We start from the raw sequence: 15,093 nt of genomic DNA, 5'->3' as shown, positions 1-15,093 counted from the left end.
CGTTGCTAAACTCCTCCCATTGGTTTTTGGGAGGAAACAAATGGCAAACTCGAAAATTCTGATGATCACCGGTGATTTCACCGAAGACTATGAAACGATGGTCCCGTTTCAGACGTTGCTTGCCTGCGGCTACACGGTGCATGCCGTCTGCCCCGGCAAGAATGCCGGCGAGACGGTCGCGACCGCGATCCATGATTTCGAAGGCGACCAAACCTACTCCGAAAAGCGTGGCCATAATTTCGCGCTCAACGCCACCTTCTCCGCCATCCGCGCCGAAGATTACGACGCGCTGGTCATACCGGGCGGTCGCGCGCCCGAATATCTGCGTCTCAACCCGGACGTCATCAAGGCCGTCCAGCACTTCTTCGCCGCGGGAAAACCGGTGGCGGCCATCTGCCACGGCGCGCAGCTGCTGGCGGCGGCCGGCGTGTTGAAGGGCCGCACCTGCTCGGCCTACCCCGCGTGCCGCCCGGAGGTCGAACTTGCCGGCGGCATCTATGCGGATATCGCAATCAGCGACGCGGTCGCCGACGGCAACCTCGTTACCGCGCCGGCATGGCCCGCCCACCCGTCGTGGCTGCGCCAGTTCATGGCTGTGCTTGACGCCTCGGCCCTGCTACAAACAGACGCCGCCTGAGAAGGCAGCCACGGGAGGGGCGAGATGTGCGAGTTGTTCATAAAGGCGGATGCGCGGCTCTGGGAAAGCATCACCCGGTCGCTGCGCATCGATGGCATGGTGACGAGCGTTCGGCTGGAGAACTTCTTCTGGTCGAAGCTTGAGGAAATCGCCCGGCGCGATCGCATGAACGTCACGCAGCTGATCACCAAGCTGCACCACGAGTCCATCGATGCCGGGCATGACCTCGGAAACTTCACGTCGTTCCTGAGGGTCTGCTGCGCACGCTATCTCGATCTGCAGCTGTCGGGCGACATTCCGACGGATGTCAACCAGCCGATCGCCGGGCTGAACGCCCCTGCGATCCTCACGCGCGAGCAGGAAAAATACCATTGAGGCGAGGCAGGCTGCCCCTTCGCGGGGGGCAGTCCCGGCTCGGCGCGCCCCTCGCCTGACCGGCTGCTGCCGCGGATCCTGGATCGTAAAACGGAAGTCGATTGGCTCGCGATGACGTTTGGTTCAAGCCGCAGCGACAAGACTATGCTAATCAAGGGGACAGTGATTCTGAGTTTGTAATGCGATGAGCCCCAAGACCCGCGGTTATCTGTTTGCCTTCCTTGCCATTTGCATCTTTGCTGGCCAGGACGCCATCACCAAGTATCTTGGCGACCGCTATCCCGCCTTGTTCATCACGATGATCCGGTTCTGGGCGTTCGCACTCTTCGTGTTCGCCTTCGCCGCCTCGTCGTCGGGTGGACTTCGCAAGACCGCCCAGACGCGTCATCCCTGGCTGCAGGTCGTGCGAGGCCTGTTGCTCGTCGCCGAAATCGTCGTCATCGTCATTTCCTATGTTCACGCCGGGCTCGCCATGAGCCAGTCGATCTTCCAGGCGACGCCGCTGATCATCACCATCCTCTCGATCCCGCTTCTCGGGGAGACCGTGGGATGGCGGCGCGGCGCGGCCATTCTGATCGGCCTGATCGGCGTTCTGGTGATCATCAATCCCGTGAACGTACACTTCGACATGTCGCTGCTTCTGCCCCTCGCAGCATCCGTGCTTTTCGCGCTCTACAGCATCGCCACCCGTGCCGTCAGTCACGAGGACTCGGCCGTCACGAGCCTGTTTTATGCCGGTGTTGTCGGCGCCGTGGCGATTTCGCTGATCGGCCCGTTCTACTGGACAGAGGTGGTGCCGTCCGATTGGTTTGCCCTTGCCGCGCTTTGCGTCTGCGGCACCCTCAGCCACTTTTTCCTCATCAAAGCCTACGGACTGCTGCCAGCGGCCGAAGTCCAGCCCGTTACCTATTTCCAGCTGGTCCTCAACGTGATCTTCGCCGTCATGCTCTTCGGCGAGACGATAACCCACAACATGATCGTTGGCGCGCTCATCGTCGTCGGCGCCGGTCTCTTCACGATCTGGCGCGAGCATCAACTGACGAGACGGTCGTCGGCATCGCACCCCTAGTCCTGCTCGCTCATCGGCAGTTCTGGCGCCGATAGCGATTTGAGAGCAGCCGACATCTTGCGAAGGCCAAGATCAAACCGCTTGTCCTGCCGGACGATCACGCAGCGCCGCCGGCTCAGTTTTGGCGAAAGCGGCCGGGCCGCAAGCTCACCCTGGCTTCCACGAGCCCGACGATCGCTCGGCGGATCGTCGCCTCACTCTTGAATGAAATCACACAATACGTTCAGTGCGCCGGATATTATCGGAATTCCGTTCATCATCCATATTCCCTTCAAGCGAACGGAAACAGTGGAAGCGGTCAAGCGACCCCTTCCATCGATGCCAAGGGAGATAGCAATGCGGATTTTGGTTATCGGAGCGTCCGGGACGATTGGTCGACCGCTGTGTGATGTGCTGGCGCAGCGCGGGCATGAAATCGTCGCTGCAGGTCGTAATGGGCGTGACGTTTCGGTCGACATTCGTTCGGCTGAGAGTGTCGAGGCGATGTTCCGAAGCGCGGGGCCAATCGATGCCTGCATCTGCGTCGCCGAATCCGGCGCCCTCGACAAATTCGAGGAACTGACAGAGACCGTCCTGCTCGAAAACATGCGCGGGAAGTTCTTCGGCCAGGTCAATCTTGTCCTGATCGGCCAAAGATATCTTTCCGATGGCGGATCCTTCACGCTCAGCAGCGGCATCTTTGCCGACGAGGCATGGCCCGGGGTTACCGGCGGGGCGGTCATCAGCGGCGCGCTGCACAGTTTCATCCTGTCGGCCGCGATCGAGCTGAAGCGAAGCATGAGGATCAATGCCGTCAGCCCGACGATGGTCGCCGACTCCTTTGCCGACTACGGCCATCTCTTTCCGGGCATGGCCCCGGTGGCGATGGACGACCTGATCGGCGCCTATGTCGCCAGCGTCGAAGGTGGCGGCACAGGCGAAATCTACCGGATGTACGGCCGTTGATGCGCTTCCGGGCTTCGACCGCGGCAACGCTTACGGCGCGACCGAAGCCCTATCGAGGGCGCGCTCGTGCAGCGCAAAGACATCGTCTGCCAGTTCGGGCACCGGCCCCGCCACCACTGCGTCGCGGATGACCGCTTGGATCGGCAAGGCGTTCACGGGCGGTCGTGAAAGGCCGCGTCGGTCCAGCCATGCAACGAGTTGGTCCGACGACGTCGCATAAACGATCCGGCCAAGGCCGACCCATCCGTGTGCGGCGGCGCACATGGGGCAATGCTCGCCCGAGGTATAGACCGTGGCGCTGCCGCGCTCTGCCGGCGTCATGTTTTCTGCCGCCCACCGGGCGATCGCGAATTCCGGATGCCGGGTGTGATCGCCGCCGGCAACCTCGTTTCGGCCCTCGTACAAAACGTCGCCGCCGCTCGAAACCAGGACCGAGCCAAAAGGCTGGTCGCCGGCATCCACCGCCTCCTCGGCAAGCGCGACGCAGCGGCGCAGATGTGTCATGTCGACTTCGGAAATCACGCTATTCTCCCTTGCTCACTTCTTGCCGTTGCCGGCCAGGGCCGCGGTGACGCCGAGCCCGATATAGAGAAATCCACTGAAATAGCGTTCGAACCGCAGGTAGCTGCGATTGCCGCGAAGCCAGCTTCCAGCAATCCCTGCCGCCATCGCATAGCTGGTGTCGGTGATCAGCCCAAGCGCGGTAAACAATATGCCGAGGGTGAAGATCTGAACCGCCACATGGCCGAGCGCCACATCGACGAACTGGGGCAGGAAGGCGAGGAAGAAAAGGGCGGTCTTCGGGTTCAGAAGGTTGACGATGAAGCCATCGCGAAACAGGCGCCAGTTGCTATGACGCGCGAGCGCCGATGCGCCGGTCCCAAGGCCAGGCACGGGCGCAAAAAGCTTGCGAAGGCCCATCCAGATCAGATAGGCGGCGCCGGCATATTTCACGATGGCGAATGCGAGCGCAGAAGATGCGAGCAGCGCCGAGAGGCCGAGTGCTGCTGTCAGTACATGAAACACAGTCGCGGCATGAATACCGGCAATCGAAACCAATCCGGCCGTCCGGCCCTGTTCGATCGAGCGGCCGACGAGATAAAGCACTGCCGGCCCCGGCATGAGGAGCAGCGCGAGTGCTGCGCTGACGAAGAGGCCGAGACTGGTTGCATTCGGCAAAACGAAGTCCATGCGTGGTTACCTCGCAAATTTGGCGACGGAAGTACCCCGGATATTTCCATGCAGGCGTTTTTCGCACACACGTCCGGCGCTTCGTATTTCGGCACGGCTTTCCGCTTATGTCTAGCAGATGCCTTGCTGGCGAAAATTGCAGCCGATCGCACACCGAGATGCAGGCCATTCAACAGTATTGCCAGAGAAGGTTCTCCCCCAAGCGGTCGCGTGCCCGGAAGGACTGCGTCTTGAGGTGCGCGCTGACGCTTCTCGCTTGCGAAGGCGGCATCCAGTTTTCAATTATAGAGAGCAGAGATCGAAGGAGAATCGGGAATGCGGCTTCCGCTTGCGCTGCTTGAAGTGTTTGACGCCATCGCCCGAGCAGGCAGCATGCGGGGCGCCGCCGAGGCTCTGGGCGTCACGCCCTCGACGATCAGCCATCAATTGAAGTCCCTCGAAAAGCAGATGGGAACGGCCCTGTTCGTGCGCACCACCCGATCGGTGCTGATGACGGAGGCCGGGCGGGCGCTGAGCAGAGGCGCGCTGCCCGCCTTCGACCAGTTGGCCAACGCCGTGCAGGAGGCGCGCGATGTCGGCGGCAGCCCGCGCGGCAGCCTGCGGATCACCCTGCCGGAGTTCGCCTACACCATGGCGCTCGCGCCGCACATCGTCTCGTTTCGCAAGGCATGGCCCGAGATCGAGCTGGAACTGATCATGACCGACGCCTTGGTGGATCTGATGGAGGCGGGCTATCATGCTGGCATCCGCCAGGGCGACCGGATCGAGCAGGACATGGTCGCCATCAAGCTCGGCGAGCCGCTGCCGCTCGCCGTCTACGGCAGCCACGATTACTTCGAGCGCCGGGGCAAGCCGCAATCGCCCGCGGACCTGCTGTCCCATGATTGTATCCGCTATCGCTTCCACCGCTCCGGACGGCTGGCGCCCTGGGTGTTTCATGATGCGGGCGAGCCCCACACGGTCGACGTCTCCGGCGGGCTCATCGTCAGCGACTTGCCGGCGCTCTATCAGATGATCGCCGACGGCCTGGGGCTCGGCTACGTGTTCCGCGATGGCCCGCCCGAAGCCTTGCGCCGCCCAGGCTTGGCCAGCGTTCTCACGGACTATCTCCTGCCCATTCCCGGTCTCTACCTCTATTATCCGCGCGAGTATCGCTCGATGCTGCCGCTTCGCCTGTTCATCGACCACATGCGCGGCGCCTTCAGGGTTGATGATCCGGGCGCGCTGCCTGCCGAGACTCTCCAGCGGCCTGCATCGCACGCTCCGCAATCGCCGAAAGCTTGAGTTCGGCAAACTCTCGCAGCAGGGTCCGCTCCGCCTGTTCGAAGGCGTCCACCAGCGCCGCGTTCGCAGCACGCTCGACCGGGCAGGTCGGATGGTCCTCCGACACGCCGGCCGCCAGAACCTGCCCGTCATCGAGCGCCCGCTGCACATCCAGCACCGTCAACGCCTCAAGCGGCACCAGCAGCGCCCAGCCCCCTCCCCGACCGCCTTCGGAACCGACGACGCCCTTGCGCTTCAACGCCCCCATCGTCCGGCGAACGACCACCGGATTGGTGTTCAGCATCTTGGCGATGGTCTCCGACGTCTCCCTTCCCCCGAGCAATGCCATGTGTATGAGCACGTGGATCATCCGCGCCAACCGGCTGTCTTGCTTCATTCCATACCCCATAGTGTAACATCGTAAGTTACGCACTCTTGACGTCATCCGTTTCCGTAACTTATACAATTACAGTATCAGAGTGTCGAGAAGGAACGAAGATGCAGGCCCGGACAATCCAGACCCGAACCATCCGCATGGGCTTAATCGAACAGGGAAACGGCCCGGCCGTTCTTCTCTGCCACGGCTTCCCGGAGACCTCGCATGCCTGGCGACACCAGGTAGCGGCACTTGCAGAGGCGGGCTTTCGGGCAATTGCGCCTGACTTGCGTGGCTACGGCCTCACGGAATGCCCGTCCTCGGTCGACGAATACAGCTTGTTTCACATCGTCGGCGATCTGATCGCGCTGCTGGACGCCCTTGATGTGCCGGTGGCCATCCTCGTCGGTAACGACTGGGGCGCGACCGTTGCCTGGCAGGCGGCGCAGATGCGACCCGACCGTTTCCACGGCGTCGTCGCCTTGAGCGTGCCGATGATGGGCCAGCCGCCCGTTCCGCCCACCCGGATCTTCCCGCGGACCGACGAGGCCGAGTTGTACACGCTCTATTTTCAGGAGCCCGGCGTCGCCGAGGCGGAACTGGAGCGTGACGTCGGCCAGACGCTGCGAAAGATCCTCTTTGCTGCTTCCGGCGACGCCGGGCGGCGACAGCCCGGAGACCAGACGCCCAATCCGTTCGGCATGGTATCGCGCCGGCGTGGACTGCTTGGGGCCCTGCCCGACAGCATGCCGGGTTGGCTGACCGCTGCTGACCTCGACGTCTATATCAGCGCCTTTGCCACGACCGGTTTTCGCGGCGGGTTGAACTACTATCGAAACCTCGATCGCAATTGGCAGCTGCAGGCTGCCTTCGCCGGCCTAAAGGTCGGCATTCCCGCCCTGTTCATGACTGGCGAACGCGATACAGGCCTCGCCATACCCGGGATGCGGGCTATCGTCGATGCGATGCCGCAACTCGTTCCGCAGCTCAAGGAGAACATCATCGTGCCCGGCAGTGGCCATTGGCTGCCGCAGGAACGCCCCGATATCGTGAGCGAGGCCCTCATCCAGTTTGCCAGACAGATTTGAAAGGCAGGCGGCCAAGACATACACGACGGCGTTTGTCGCCGCCGTCACGCGCTATCAGGCAAGAGCGGGTGAAATGGCCTCGGTCCCCAACTGATCCGGCACGGTGCGGCGTCGCGAAGCCTCGTCCAGCATCGCGCCAACCGTCTCGAAACCAAAGGCACGCGCCATTTCGGCCGCGGTCTGGCCGTCATGGCCGCGTGGCGCGAGAGACACGCCGGCGTCGATCAGGATGGCAACGGTATCGGCATGCCCCATCCACACCGCATCGTGCAGCGCCGTATAACCGTTGAAGGGCCCCTGGATATCCGCGATCTCGGCGAAGCGCGGATGCGCCACCAGCGCCCTCATGACATCGGACCTGCCCATATAGGCCGCTTTGTGCGCCGGGTGAGCGTGCATGAAGTGGTCGACGAGCGTCATGTCGGCACCCTCGTCCAGAAGCGCACGAACCGCCGCCGCCAGCCCGTCGCGCGCAGCGATCATCAGCGGCGTGTGGCCAGGGTTTTCGATATCGTAGTTGGGCGCGACGACATTCGGATCGGCGCCCGCTTCGAGCAGTTCCACCACCCGCTGCTCCTTTTCAGCCGGTGACAAGGCCCGGTCGCCAAGGGCGGCGATGAGCGGTTGCCATCGGTAACGCTTTTCGGCGCGGGTCCTGAAGTCATCGAAGATGTCACGCAGTTCCGCATCCTGCGGCGTCGCATCGCCGAGCATCTCTTCGGCCGTGGCGCCGAGGCGCGATCTTACGGACGGATCGCTGTCGGCGTGTTCCAGCAGCACGCGCGCAACGGCGGGACGGCGATGCCAGACGGCGACCATCAACGGCGTCATGCCGTGGCTGTGGCTTTGCAGGTTGATGAGGGCGCCGTGATCGAGAAGCAATTGAGTGATTTCGGCGCTGCCGCTTTGTGCGGCGAAATGAAGGGCGGACGCACCCATCAGGGGATCGAGCTTGAAGACGTCCTCTCCCGCCGCCAGCAATCCCTCCACCACAGCGATATCGCCGCGGGCGGCGGCCGCATGCAGGGGCGGAAGGCTCGCGCCGTGGTCTTTCAGGATATGCCGTGACGATTGCTTCATGATCGATGCTCCTTTCGAGACAAGATAGGGCTGCCTGTCTCTTGAATGAATCCCGGACCGATACATCAGTCACATGCAGGACATTCAGTAATGGCCAACGCCGCCTAGATTCTCTCGAAAAGGCTGGCGGCATCTTTCAAAGGCTTAGGCGCCCCTCTATCTCGCGACACGAAGATATGCATGATCGTACACGTAGAACGCGTGGGGCCGAGGGGCACATCTCGACGAGAAGAGACCGCTCTCGCCTCACGAAACTTAATGCCGAACTCAAAGAAACCTCAGGATCCCAGTGAAAGCCGTTAGATATCTGCTATTGGCCGCGGCCGCGATCACGTTATCGGCCTGCACGGCGACTTCCGAGAGTTCCCGGCAGCAGACGCTGTCGATCACCGCGCGCAGCGGAGTGAAGACGCTTGTGGCCAAGAACTGGCACATCAACGACGATTGCAGCCAGATCGACTATCCTGCGATGACGATTGCCGAAAAGCCCAAGCATGGCCGCCTCGAAATCGTCCACGAAGCGGTCTATCCAAAACTGGACGGCAAGCAGTCGAAATGCGCGACGACCAAGGTGAACGGCGTCGTCGCCTACTATACGCCGAACCCCGGCTATACCGGCCGCGACCGGCTCGTCATTCGCTCCCCTTATGAGGACGGAAAGATCGAAGAGGGCGTGCTGAGCATAACCGTCGTCAAGTAGACGCGAGCCCAAGGCGGGCAACGGGAGCGCCTTTCAAAACGAAGTGCCATCGGGCCGGTTCCGCGCTATAATCAGGCGCGGGGTGGAAAGAAGGTGAAGCCAATGAAGAGGCTAGCAATCTTTGCCTTGTCGCTGGCGGCGGTGGCCACGTGTATCCCGCCCGCCATGGCATTTCCCCCAGCCGTTACGGCGGGGGTGGAGGCATCTCAAGTCCAACCGGTTCAATACAGGCACTACGGCGGCGGTTATCACGGCGGCGGCTATTATCACGGGCATCACCACGACGGTGGCGATGACTGGGCCTGGGCGCTCGGCGGACTGGCGACCGGCGCGATCATCGGCGGGCTGCTGGCGCAGCCACGCTACTATGGTCCGGGCTATTATGACGAAGGCTATTACGGCCCGACTTACGATGCCCCGCGTTACTATGCGCCGCGCTACTACCGCCAAACCTATTATGGAGGCAGTGCGCACACGCGCTGGTGTTATGCCCGCTACCGGTCCTACAGGGCCTATGACGACACTTTCCAGCCCTATTACGGCCCGAGGCAGGTATGCGTCTCCCCTTATTATTGACGCCGTGAAGCCCGGTTGAAACGGGCTTCACGATCGCGTGCAGGGCCAGAGGGGTTGCGCCGAAGGCCGGCCGGCGGTGCCCGCTCTTGCCCGCAGAAGTATCGATCGACCGAAAGCCGGAGGCGGTGCCCTCACTGGACGCAGCCGGTGATCCGAGGGCGGAAATCCCGCCGCGGCAGTCGCCGGGTCGATCCGGCAGCAGGCCTCTCTAATCGTCTGCAACTTTTGCTCTTTTTGTCGAAGCCGATGAAAGGAAAGTTTTGCATCCCTAATGTACGCAATGGTAGAGTGCATTGTTTGCGCTTCTCGCGTGGCCAGAATTATAGCGTTTAGAGCACTTTGAGAGAGCAACGCCCCCGGGGATCGTCAGCATGCTGAACCTGCCTCGCTTGCCGCTTCTGGACAACCTTAAGGGGTATCAGGGAAGCTGGCTGCGCAACGACATCTCCGCCGGCGTCGCTATTGCCGCGGTCGGACTGCCGAGTGCGATCGCCTATCCGGCCATCGCCGGACTGCCACCCGAGACGGGCCTTTATGCGAGCATCACGCCGCTCGTCGCCTACGCCCTCTTCGGTCCGTCGCGGCAACTGATCGTCGGACCGGACGCGGCGACGATGACGGTGCTGGCGGCGGTGCTGACCACGGTCTTCGCCTCATCCTCCGGCGACGCCGACCGCGTAACGGCCGCCGCCCTGCTTGCCCTCATCGTCGGCATCCTCTGTCTGATTGCCCGCCTCGTTCGTCTCGGCGTGCTCGCGACCTTTCTGTCGCGCCCGATCCTCACGGGCTTTTTTGCCGGCATTTCGCTTTCGATCCTGGTCGGACAGATCAAGCGCGTCACCGGCGTGCAGATCGAATCCGAGGGGTTGATCAGCCCCATTCTCGAACTTCTGAGACAAGCCGGCTCCATCCATTGGCCCACCCTGGTGTTTGCCTTGGCGTGTTTTGCGCTGCTTCAGGTCGCCCGGATCTATCGCTCGCCCGTTCCAGGTCCCGTCATCGTCGTCTTCGTTGCCGTGTTGTTATCCTATCTCTTCGATTTCGAAGGGCGCGGCATGACGGTCGTCGGCAACATTCCCGACGGCTTGCCGTCCTTCCTCCTACCCCGTCTCGAGGGTCTGCCGATCGACGCCCTGCTGACAGGGGGGGCCGCGATCTTCCTCGTCAGTTTCGGCTCCGGCGTCATCGCAGCGCGCAGCTTTGCCGCACTCGGCGGCTACCGCGTCGATCCGAACCGCGAACTGAGCGGCTTTGGCGCCGCCAACATCGCGGCCGGCCTGTTCGGGACGTTTCCGGTGACCGCCTCTGATTCACGCACGGCCGTGAACTTCGCCGTTGGCGGACGGTCGCAGATCGCAAGCCTCGTTGCGGCGGCAACCCTGATGGCGGTGCTGCTCTTTCTCGGCAACGTCCTGCGCATCCTGCCGGTCGCCGCACTCGGCGCAATTCTGGCGGCGACCGCGCTCAGCCTGATCGACATCGACGGTCTCCGACGGATCTGGAGCGTCAACCGCATCGAGTTCATCTTCGCACTGATTGCCCTCTGGGGACCGATCGGCCTCGGCGTGCTCAACGGCGTGGTGATCGCCATTGCCGCGACGCTGGTCTACCTCATCGTGCAGACCATGTATCCGCACGACGCCATGCTGGGCCGCATCCCGGGGCGCGACGGTTTTTACAAGCTGCATCGCATGACCGAAGCACGCCCGGTCCCGGGATTCGGCGCCTGCATGGTGCAGGACAGCCTGCTTTTCTACAACGCCGACTACGTCCGCGAGCGGCTGGAAGCGATCGCCGAGAGCCTGCCCCGGCCCGCCCGCTGGCTGGTGATCGACGCGAGCGCCATCCCGCAAATCGACAGCACCGCCGCGGATATGCTTGGCGAGTTGCAGGACGACCTGAAGAGCCGCGGCATCACGCTCGGCCTTGCCGAGCTGCACACCGATGCGCGCGCCCTGCTCGAGCGGTCCGGAGTCGTCGAGAAGATCGGCCCGGGCATGATCTTCGAGGGGATGGAGGATGCGCTCGACGCCTACGAGGCCAAATACGGGCGGAACGCCGACCAGCCGGCCGGCTCCGTCGAAATCAAGCCAGATGACCATGTCCAAACGGGAGGGAAGAATGGGCAAGCATGACGGCAAGAAGAAGAAGGGCAAAGACAAGAGCGACAGCGAAATAGCCGCGGACGCAACGACTTCGGAAGAATCGTCGTCCGAGGGCTATGCCAAGGAGCTCGCCCGGCTGCAGCAGGAGACCGCCCATCTGCAGGCCTGGGTGAAGAAAACCGGCGCGCGCATCGTGATCGTCTTCGAGGGCCGCGATGCGGCCGGCAAGGGCGGCGTGATCAAGCGGCTGACCGAGCGTGTCAGCCCGCGCGTCTTCCGCGTCACCGCGCTGCCGGCGCCGACCGACCGCGAGAAGTCGCAGATCTACATGCAGCGCTATATCCAGCACCTGCCGGCCGCCGGCGAGATCGTGATCTTCGACCGCTCCTGGTACAACCGTCCCGGCGTCGAACGCGTCATGGGCTTCTGCTCGGACGACAGCGCCCGGCGCTTCCTCGAGCTCGCGCCACGTTTCGAAGCGGCCATGGTCGAAAGCGGCATCATCCTGCTCAAATACTTCCTCGACGTCAGCGAGAAGGAACAGGAAAAGCGCTTCCGGCAGCGCATTGCCGATCCGCTGCGCCAATGGAAACTCAGCCCGATGGACGTCGAATCCTATCGCCGCTGGTGGGACTATACCCGCGCCTACAACGAGATGATCCGCATGACGGACACCGAATTTGCGCCCTGGTGGATCGTGCCGTCGGATGACAAGAAGCGAGCCCGCATCAACTGCATCTCGCACATTCTCTCGTCCATTCCATACGAGCGCGTGAAATTCACAGAGCCCGACCTCGGCAAGCGCCAGAAACGACCGGATGACTTTGCCGCGGACGACCACGTGCGCAGGACCGTTCCGGACGTTCTGTAAAACTGAAAAGCCCGCACCAAAGGTGCGGGCTTTTGAACGCTTTCGATCGGGAACCGGCCGGCGGCCCGACCACACGATCCACGTAGGACCGTCGCCCTCAGACTTTTTCAGGCGCCCAGTTCAGAAAGAACCCGACGTCACCGGGAACGCCACCGGGGAAGTTGATGATCATCGCCTTCAACTTGTAGCCATTCGGCTTGCCGAAGGCCTGATAGCGATCGAAGAACTCCTTTGCCTTACCCTGCAGCGTGTTCGGCCAATCCCGGTCGCCGCTGTTGATGGCGCGGCCGCTGTCTGTGCAAAGCTCGGACGGGAAGCTGTAGACCATCGCTTCGAACTTGCCGGCTTTCACGGCGTTCGTGACCAGCCGGCGGACGATGGCGATTTCCTCCTCCGTCACGTGTTTCTTGAGAAAATCCGCGGCAAAATCGGCGTGCTTTTGCTCTTCGATGGATTTCAGCCGCCGCTCCTTGTCCATCTCGTCCATTTCGCGCTGGAGCATCTGCATTCTGAGGTCCTGCGCACTCGGAGGTGCGCCGGCATTCTTGTTGTCAGACATCACATCGATCCACTTCAAGCTATTGGGCGCTCTGTGACGAGGCGGCACACGTTTTCCGCGCATCGCATGGCCAGGAACGTCCCGCAGTTACACCCAAGGGAACCCGAACGGAGTGCGGTTCGGGGACGAAACATTTTTGAATGCGAGCCGCAGTTTCTCCGATGACCCTCTATTTATTGGTCTTTTCACAGCAAACCGAGAGAGCCGCCGCCGGCCCTCCCGACACAAGGCTATCCTAAAATACTACAACCGCAAGAGGACGGTGACAACTTAACAGGGGCGAATATCAGTCGAAAGTCCACGCGCATTCAAGCCGACTGCGCGCCCTCGGAAAAGTTCGCGCCGCAGATATGTGGCGGATCCTAGAGCGCGGAACGCCCCGTTGCCCCGCCATATGTTTCCAGCGAGCCGGAGTGGGGCGGCAGGTCAAAAATGGCCTCCATTCGCGGGTCGTTCTCGCCGATACGCTCATCAATCCATGACCTTGCCCATTGATAGGCTTCGGCGAACAGTTCGGAGTGCCGGCTCCAATCCATAAAGCTGATCGCGGCCGACACCGGTGGCGAAATCAGGATGTCCCTTTCACCAAGCGCAATCTCCTGCGGCCGATGCGCCAGCATGCTTGCGGCAATGACCTGGATCAGGTTGGGGATCTTCGGCAAGCCCGAGCGGCCGAAGGGGTTCAGCAACCGGACGGTTAGTTCGGATGCACCGGGTATGCTGTCATAGTCGATGTGCTGTTTTCCAGGACCGCCTCCGCCCAGGCTGACGACGACGTTGGGGCCCGTCTTCAACTCCTTCATCTGCTCCAGCGGCAGATTGTTCATGATTGCCCCGTCGACCAGCATGTCCCCGTCGGCCGTGAAGAAGGGCGGCAGGATGCCGGGGATCGAGCCCGACGCTCTGACGGCCTGCCACAGCTTTCCGCGGCGATGAACATGCGCCTGCCCGGTGCTGAGATTGGTCGACAGCGCGAAAAAGGGCAGCCAGAGATCCTCGATGAGTACGTCGCCATATTCGGCCTGCAGCGTGCGGTCGAGCACCTTGTGATCCAGCAGCGCATATTGCGGCACGGTCAGTCGACGAAACGCGCGGCTACGGACAAAGATCTCGTGCGTCCCGCGATTGATCTCGTCAGCGTTCATGCCGCGGGCAAAGCCCGCCATCATCGCCGCTCCCGAACTGGTGCCTCCCAGATAGTCGAAGGACGCGCCGGCCTCGACGAAAGCCTTGTGGACGCCAAGATGCGCGCATCCGAGCGAGCCTCCGCCGGCGGCGACGAAGCCCCTCGCCTCCCCGGAAATGAAGCGGGCCAGGCGCTCGACATCCTCTCCGTCTTCGAGCGCCACATGGTGATGCTGCCGGATGCCGGGACGCTCGTTCAGCCAGGCGCTGGTGCCGCTAACCGTTGCGGCGCGCTTGTCGTGGACCAGAACCAGCCGCACGCTCGATGGCGAATGCACCGACAATGCGAGTTGCTCCGACGGGTTGCGTTTTTCAGAACCGGACGCCTCACCGACCAACAGGGCGCCATCGGCCTGGCGAATACAGACACGCGTCCAGTCGCTCGGCTCCTCGTCGGCGATGTAGACGATGCCTCCGACCTTGGCCTCCAATTGGTTGAGCCAGTCCAGCACCGGCTGATCATCGACCGGAATGCCGGGAAAGCGCTCTTCGATGTCGGCCCTCGCCAGGAAGGCCGTGCGCGTGGACCCGGCGAAAGCCTTGCGCAACAGGTCGATGAAGCGGGGAGAAACCCGGCTGCTTCCGGCCGCAACAATTGCGAGCGTCCTTATCCGGCAGGCACCCTTGGCATGCGGCGAAGCCGGCGCTTGCTTGGCGAACCGTCGCGCCAGAAACGTCGTCACCGACTGGCGCAAGCTCGGCAGGCTGCGCGCCGCCTTTTCGAACTGGTGGTCGCAGATTGAAAGGACAATGGAATCGCGAACTGCAACGACCGTGGCCATGCGCGGCAGGCCGGCGAAGAAGCCGACCTCGCCAACGAGTTCGCCCTGCCCTATTTCGGCAACCGGTTCGGAGATGTCATCCCGGTGCACGGTGAAGCGGCCGGAGAGGACCACAAAAAACCGGTCCGATGGCTCGCCCTGGCGGACCAAAACCTCACCGCGTCGCACGATGCCGCGATCGGAATTGGCTGCCAAGGCTTCCAATGCGGCCAGCGACGTCTGGTCGAACATCAGGGTCTCCGACAACAACTTGGCAGCAAGGGAACCGGTGGCGTCCATCAAACCTTCCTT

The 15,093-nt window shown here is 62.5% G+C and carries 16 protein-coding genes; 10 read left to right on the top strand and 6 right to left on the bottom strand.

Annotated elements, in window-relative coordinates; all coding sequences use genetic code 11:
* Positions 1 to 40 precede the first annotated feature (40 nt).
* The 4 genes from OKW20_RS28845 (at position 41) to OKW20_RS28830 (ending at position 3,026) form a co-directional block, all read left to right on the top strand.
* Positions 41 to 637 (top strand): DJ-1/PfpI family protein, encoded by a 597-nt coding sequence (locus OKW20_RS28845; RefSeq protein ID WP_192449818.1) that lies wholly within the window; start codon positions 41 to 43, stop codon positions 635 to 637.
* 24 nt (positions 638 to 661) lie between these two features.
* Positions 662 to 1,012, top strand: coding sequence for a ribbon-helix-helix domain-containing protein (locus OKW20_RS28840; RefSeq protein WP_429177709.1), 351 nt, complete (start codon positions 662 to 664; stop codon positions 1,010 to 1,012).
* 184 nt (positions 1,013 to 1,196) lie between these two features.
* Positions 1,197 to 2,081: a DMT family transporter gene (locus OKW20_RS28835; protein ID WP_429177707.1), complete on the top strand. Its 885-nt coding sequence runs from the start codon at positions 1,197 to 1,199 to the stop codon at positions 2,079 to 2,081.
* Between the two features lie 288 nt (positions 2,082 to 2,369).
* Positions 2,370 to 3,026, top strand: a complete 657-nt coding sequence (locus OKW20_RS28830; RefSeq protein ID WP_429177705.1) for a short chain dehydrogenase — start codon at positions 2,370 to 2,372, stop codon at positions 3,024 to 3,026.
* Between the two features lie 30 nt (positions 3,027 to 3,056).
* Here the strand turns inward: OKW20_RS28830 and OKW20_RS28825 are convergent, their stop codons facing one another.
* Positions 3,057 to 3,548, bottom strand: a complete 492-nt coding sequence (locus OKW20_RS28825) for a nucleoside deaminase (RefSeq protein WP_429177703.1) — start codon at positions 3,546 to 3,548, stop codon at positions 3,057 to 3,059.
* Positions 3,549 to 3,563: 15 nt separating this feature from the next.
* Complete coding sequence (locus OKW20_RS28820; RefSeq protein WP_429177701.1) at positions 3,564 to 4,217, bottom strand: LysE family translocator; 654 nt, start codon at positions 4,215 to 4,217, stop codon at positions 3,564 to 3,566.
* Positions 4,218 to 4,532: 315 nt separating this feature from the next.
* Between OKW20_RS28820 and OKW20_RS28815 the strand changes: the two genes are divergently transcribed.
* Positions 4,533 to 5,501 carry a LysR family transcriptional regulator gene (locus tag OKW20_RS28815; protein WP_429177699.1) on the top strand — a complete coding sequence of 323 codons (969 nt, stop codon included), beginning with the start codon at positions 4,533 to 4,535 and terminating at the stop codon, positions 5,499 to 5,501.
* Here OKW20_RS28815 and OKW20_RS28810 read toward each other — a convergent pair.
* Positions 5,419 to 5,877 carry an Rrf2 family transcriptional regulator gene (locus OKW20_RS28810; protein WP_429177697.1) on the bottom strand — a complete coding sequence of 153 codons (459 nt, stop codon included), beginning with the start codon at positions 5,875 to 5,877 and terminating at the stop codon, positions 5,419 to 5,421. The two genes, OKW20_RS28815 and OKW20_RS28810, sit on opposite strands and share 83 nt — an antisense overlap.
* A 101-nt stretch (positions 5,878 to 5,978) precedes the next feature.
* On the opposite strand from OKW20_RS28810, the gene OKW20_RS28805 reads away from it, so the two are divergent.
* Positions 5,979 to 6,944 carry an alpha/beta fold hydrolase gene (locus OKW20_RS28805; RefSeq protein ID WP_429177695.1) on the top strand — a complete coding sequence of 322 codons (966 nt, stop codon included), beginning with the start codon at positions 5,979 to 5,981 and terminating at the stop codon, positions 6,942 to 6,944.
* 54 nt (positions 6,945 to 6,998) lie between these two features.
* On the opposite strand, the gene OKW20_RS28800 is transcribed toward OKW20_RS28805, so the two are convergent.
* On the bottom strand, positions 6,999 to 8,024 hold the full coding sequence (locus tag OKW20_RS28800) for an ankyrin repeat domain-containing protein (protein WP_429177693.1): 1,026 nt from the start codon (positions 8,022 to 8,024) through the stop codon (positions 6,999 to 7,001).
* A 289-nt stretch (positions 8,025 to 8,313) separates the two neighbouring features.
* Between OKW20_RS28800 and OKW20_RS28795 the strand changes: the two genes are divergently transcribed.
* The 4 genes from OKW20_RS28795 (at position 8,314) to ppk2 (ending at position 12,276) form a co-directional block, all read left to right on the top strand.
* Entirely contained in the window at positions 8,314 to 8,724 is a 411-nt protein-coding gene (locus tag OKW20_RS28795) for a hypothetical protein (protein WP_429177691.1), read from the top strand.
* Positions 8,725 to 8,826: 102 nt separating this feature from the next.
* Complete coding sequence (locus OKW20_RS28790) at positions 8,827 to 9,300, top strand: BA14K family protein (protein ID WP_429117733.1); 474 nt, start codon at positions 8,827 to 8,829, stop codon at positions 9,298 to 9,300.
* A gap of 371 nt (positions 9,301 to 9,671) precedes the next feature.
* Positions 9,672 to 11,435 carry a SulP family inorganic anion transporter gene (locus tag OKW20_RS28785; protein WP_429177689.1) on the top strand — a complete coding sequence of 588 codons (1,764 nt, stop codon included), beginning with the start codon at positions 9,672 to 9,674 and terminating at the stop codon, positions 11,433 to 11,435.
* Positions 11,422 to 12,276: a polyphosphate kinase 2 gene (gene ppk2 / locus OKW20_RS28780; protein WP_429117736.1), complete on the top strand. Its 855-nt coding sequence runs from the start codon at positions 11,422 to 11,424 to the stop codon at positions 12,274 to 12,276. Before OKW20_RS28785 ends, ppk2 begins: the two co-directional genes overlap by 14 nt.
* A gap of 97 nt (positions 12,277 to 12,373) precedes the next feature.
* Here ppk2 and OKW20_RS28775 read toward each other — a convergent pair whose 3' ends face one another.
* On the bottom strand, positions 12,374 to 12,835 hold the full coding sequence (locus OKW20_RS28775; RefSeq protein ID WP_043612552.1) for a hypothetical protein: 462 nt from the start codon (positions 12,833 to 12,835) through the stop codon (positions 12,374 to 12,376).
* 362 nt (positions 12,836 to 13,197) lie between these two features.
* Positions 13,198 to 15,081 (bottom strand): patatin-like phospholipase family protein, encoded by a 1,884-nt coding sequence (locus tag OKW20_RS28770; protein ID WP_429177687.1) that lies wholly within the window; start codon positions 15,079 to 15,081, stop codon positions 13,198 to 13,200.
* Between the last annotated feature and the right edge of the window lie 12 nt (positions 15,082 to 15,093).

This window comes from Ensifer sp. LBL (genome assembly GCF_050435225.1).
GTDB lineage: Bacteria > Pseudomonadota > Alphaproteobacteria > Rhizobiales > Rhizobiaceae > Ensifer.
The sequence above is the reverse complement of the archived record's forward strand: the minus strand, read 5'-3'. Positions and strand labels throughout refer to the sequence as shown.

Coding starts and splice junctions, on each gene's coding strand:
- OKW20_RS28800 (WP_429177693.1), bottom strand. CDS start 8,024: ATGAAGCAATCGTCACGGCATATCCTGAAAGACCACGGCGCGAGCCTT.
- OKW20_RS28810 (WP_429177697.1), bottom strand. CDS start 5,877: ATGAAGCAAGACAGCCGGTTGGCGCGGATGATCCACGTGCTCATACAC.
- OKW20_RS28820 (WP_429177701.1), bottom strand. CDS start 4,217: ATGGACTTCGTTTTGCCGAATGCAACCAGTCTCGGCCTCTTCGTCAGC.
- OKW20_RS28845 (WP_192449818.1), top strand. CDS start 41: ATGGCAAACTCGAAAATTCTGATGATCACCGGTGATTTCACCGAAGAC.
- OKW20_RS28770 (WP_429177687.1), bottom strand. CDS start 15,081: ATGGACGCCACCGGTTCCCTTGCTGCCAAGTTGTTGTCGGAGACCCTG.
- OKW20_RS28840 (WP_429177709.1), top strand. CDS start 662: ATGTGCGAGTTGTTCATAAAGGCGGATGCGCGGCTCTGGGAAAGCATC.
- OKW20_RS28775 (WP_043612552.1), bottom strand. CDS start 12,835: ATGTCTGACAACAAGAATGCCGGCGCACCTCCGAGTGCGCAGGACCTC.
- OKW20_RS28835 (WP_429177707.1), top strand. CDS start 1,197: ATGAGCCCCAAGACCCGCGGTTATCTGTTTGCCTTCCTTGCCATTTGC.
- OKW20_RS28785 (WP_429177689.1), top strand. CDS start 9,672: ATGCTGAACCTGCCTCGCTTGCCGCTTCTGGACAACCTTAAGGGGTAT.
- OKW20_RS28815 (WP_429177699.1), top strand. CDS start 4,533: ATGCGGCTTCCGCTTGCGCTGCTTGAAGTGTTTGACGCCATCGCCCGA.
- OKW20_RS28790 (WP_429117733.1), top strand. CDS start 8,827: ATGAAGAGGCTAGCAATCTTTGCCTTGTCGCTGGCGGCGGTGGCCACG.
- ppk2 (WP_429117736.1), top strand. CDS start 11,422: ATGGGCAAGCATGACGGCAAGAAGAAGAAGGGCAAAGACAAGAGCGAC.
- OKW20_RS28805 (WP_429177695.1), top strand. CDS start 5,979: ATGCAGGCCCGGACAATCCAGACCCGAACCATCCGCATGGGCTTAATC.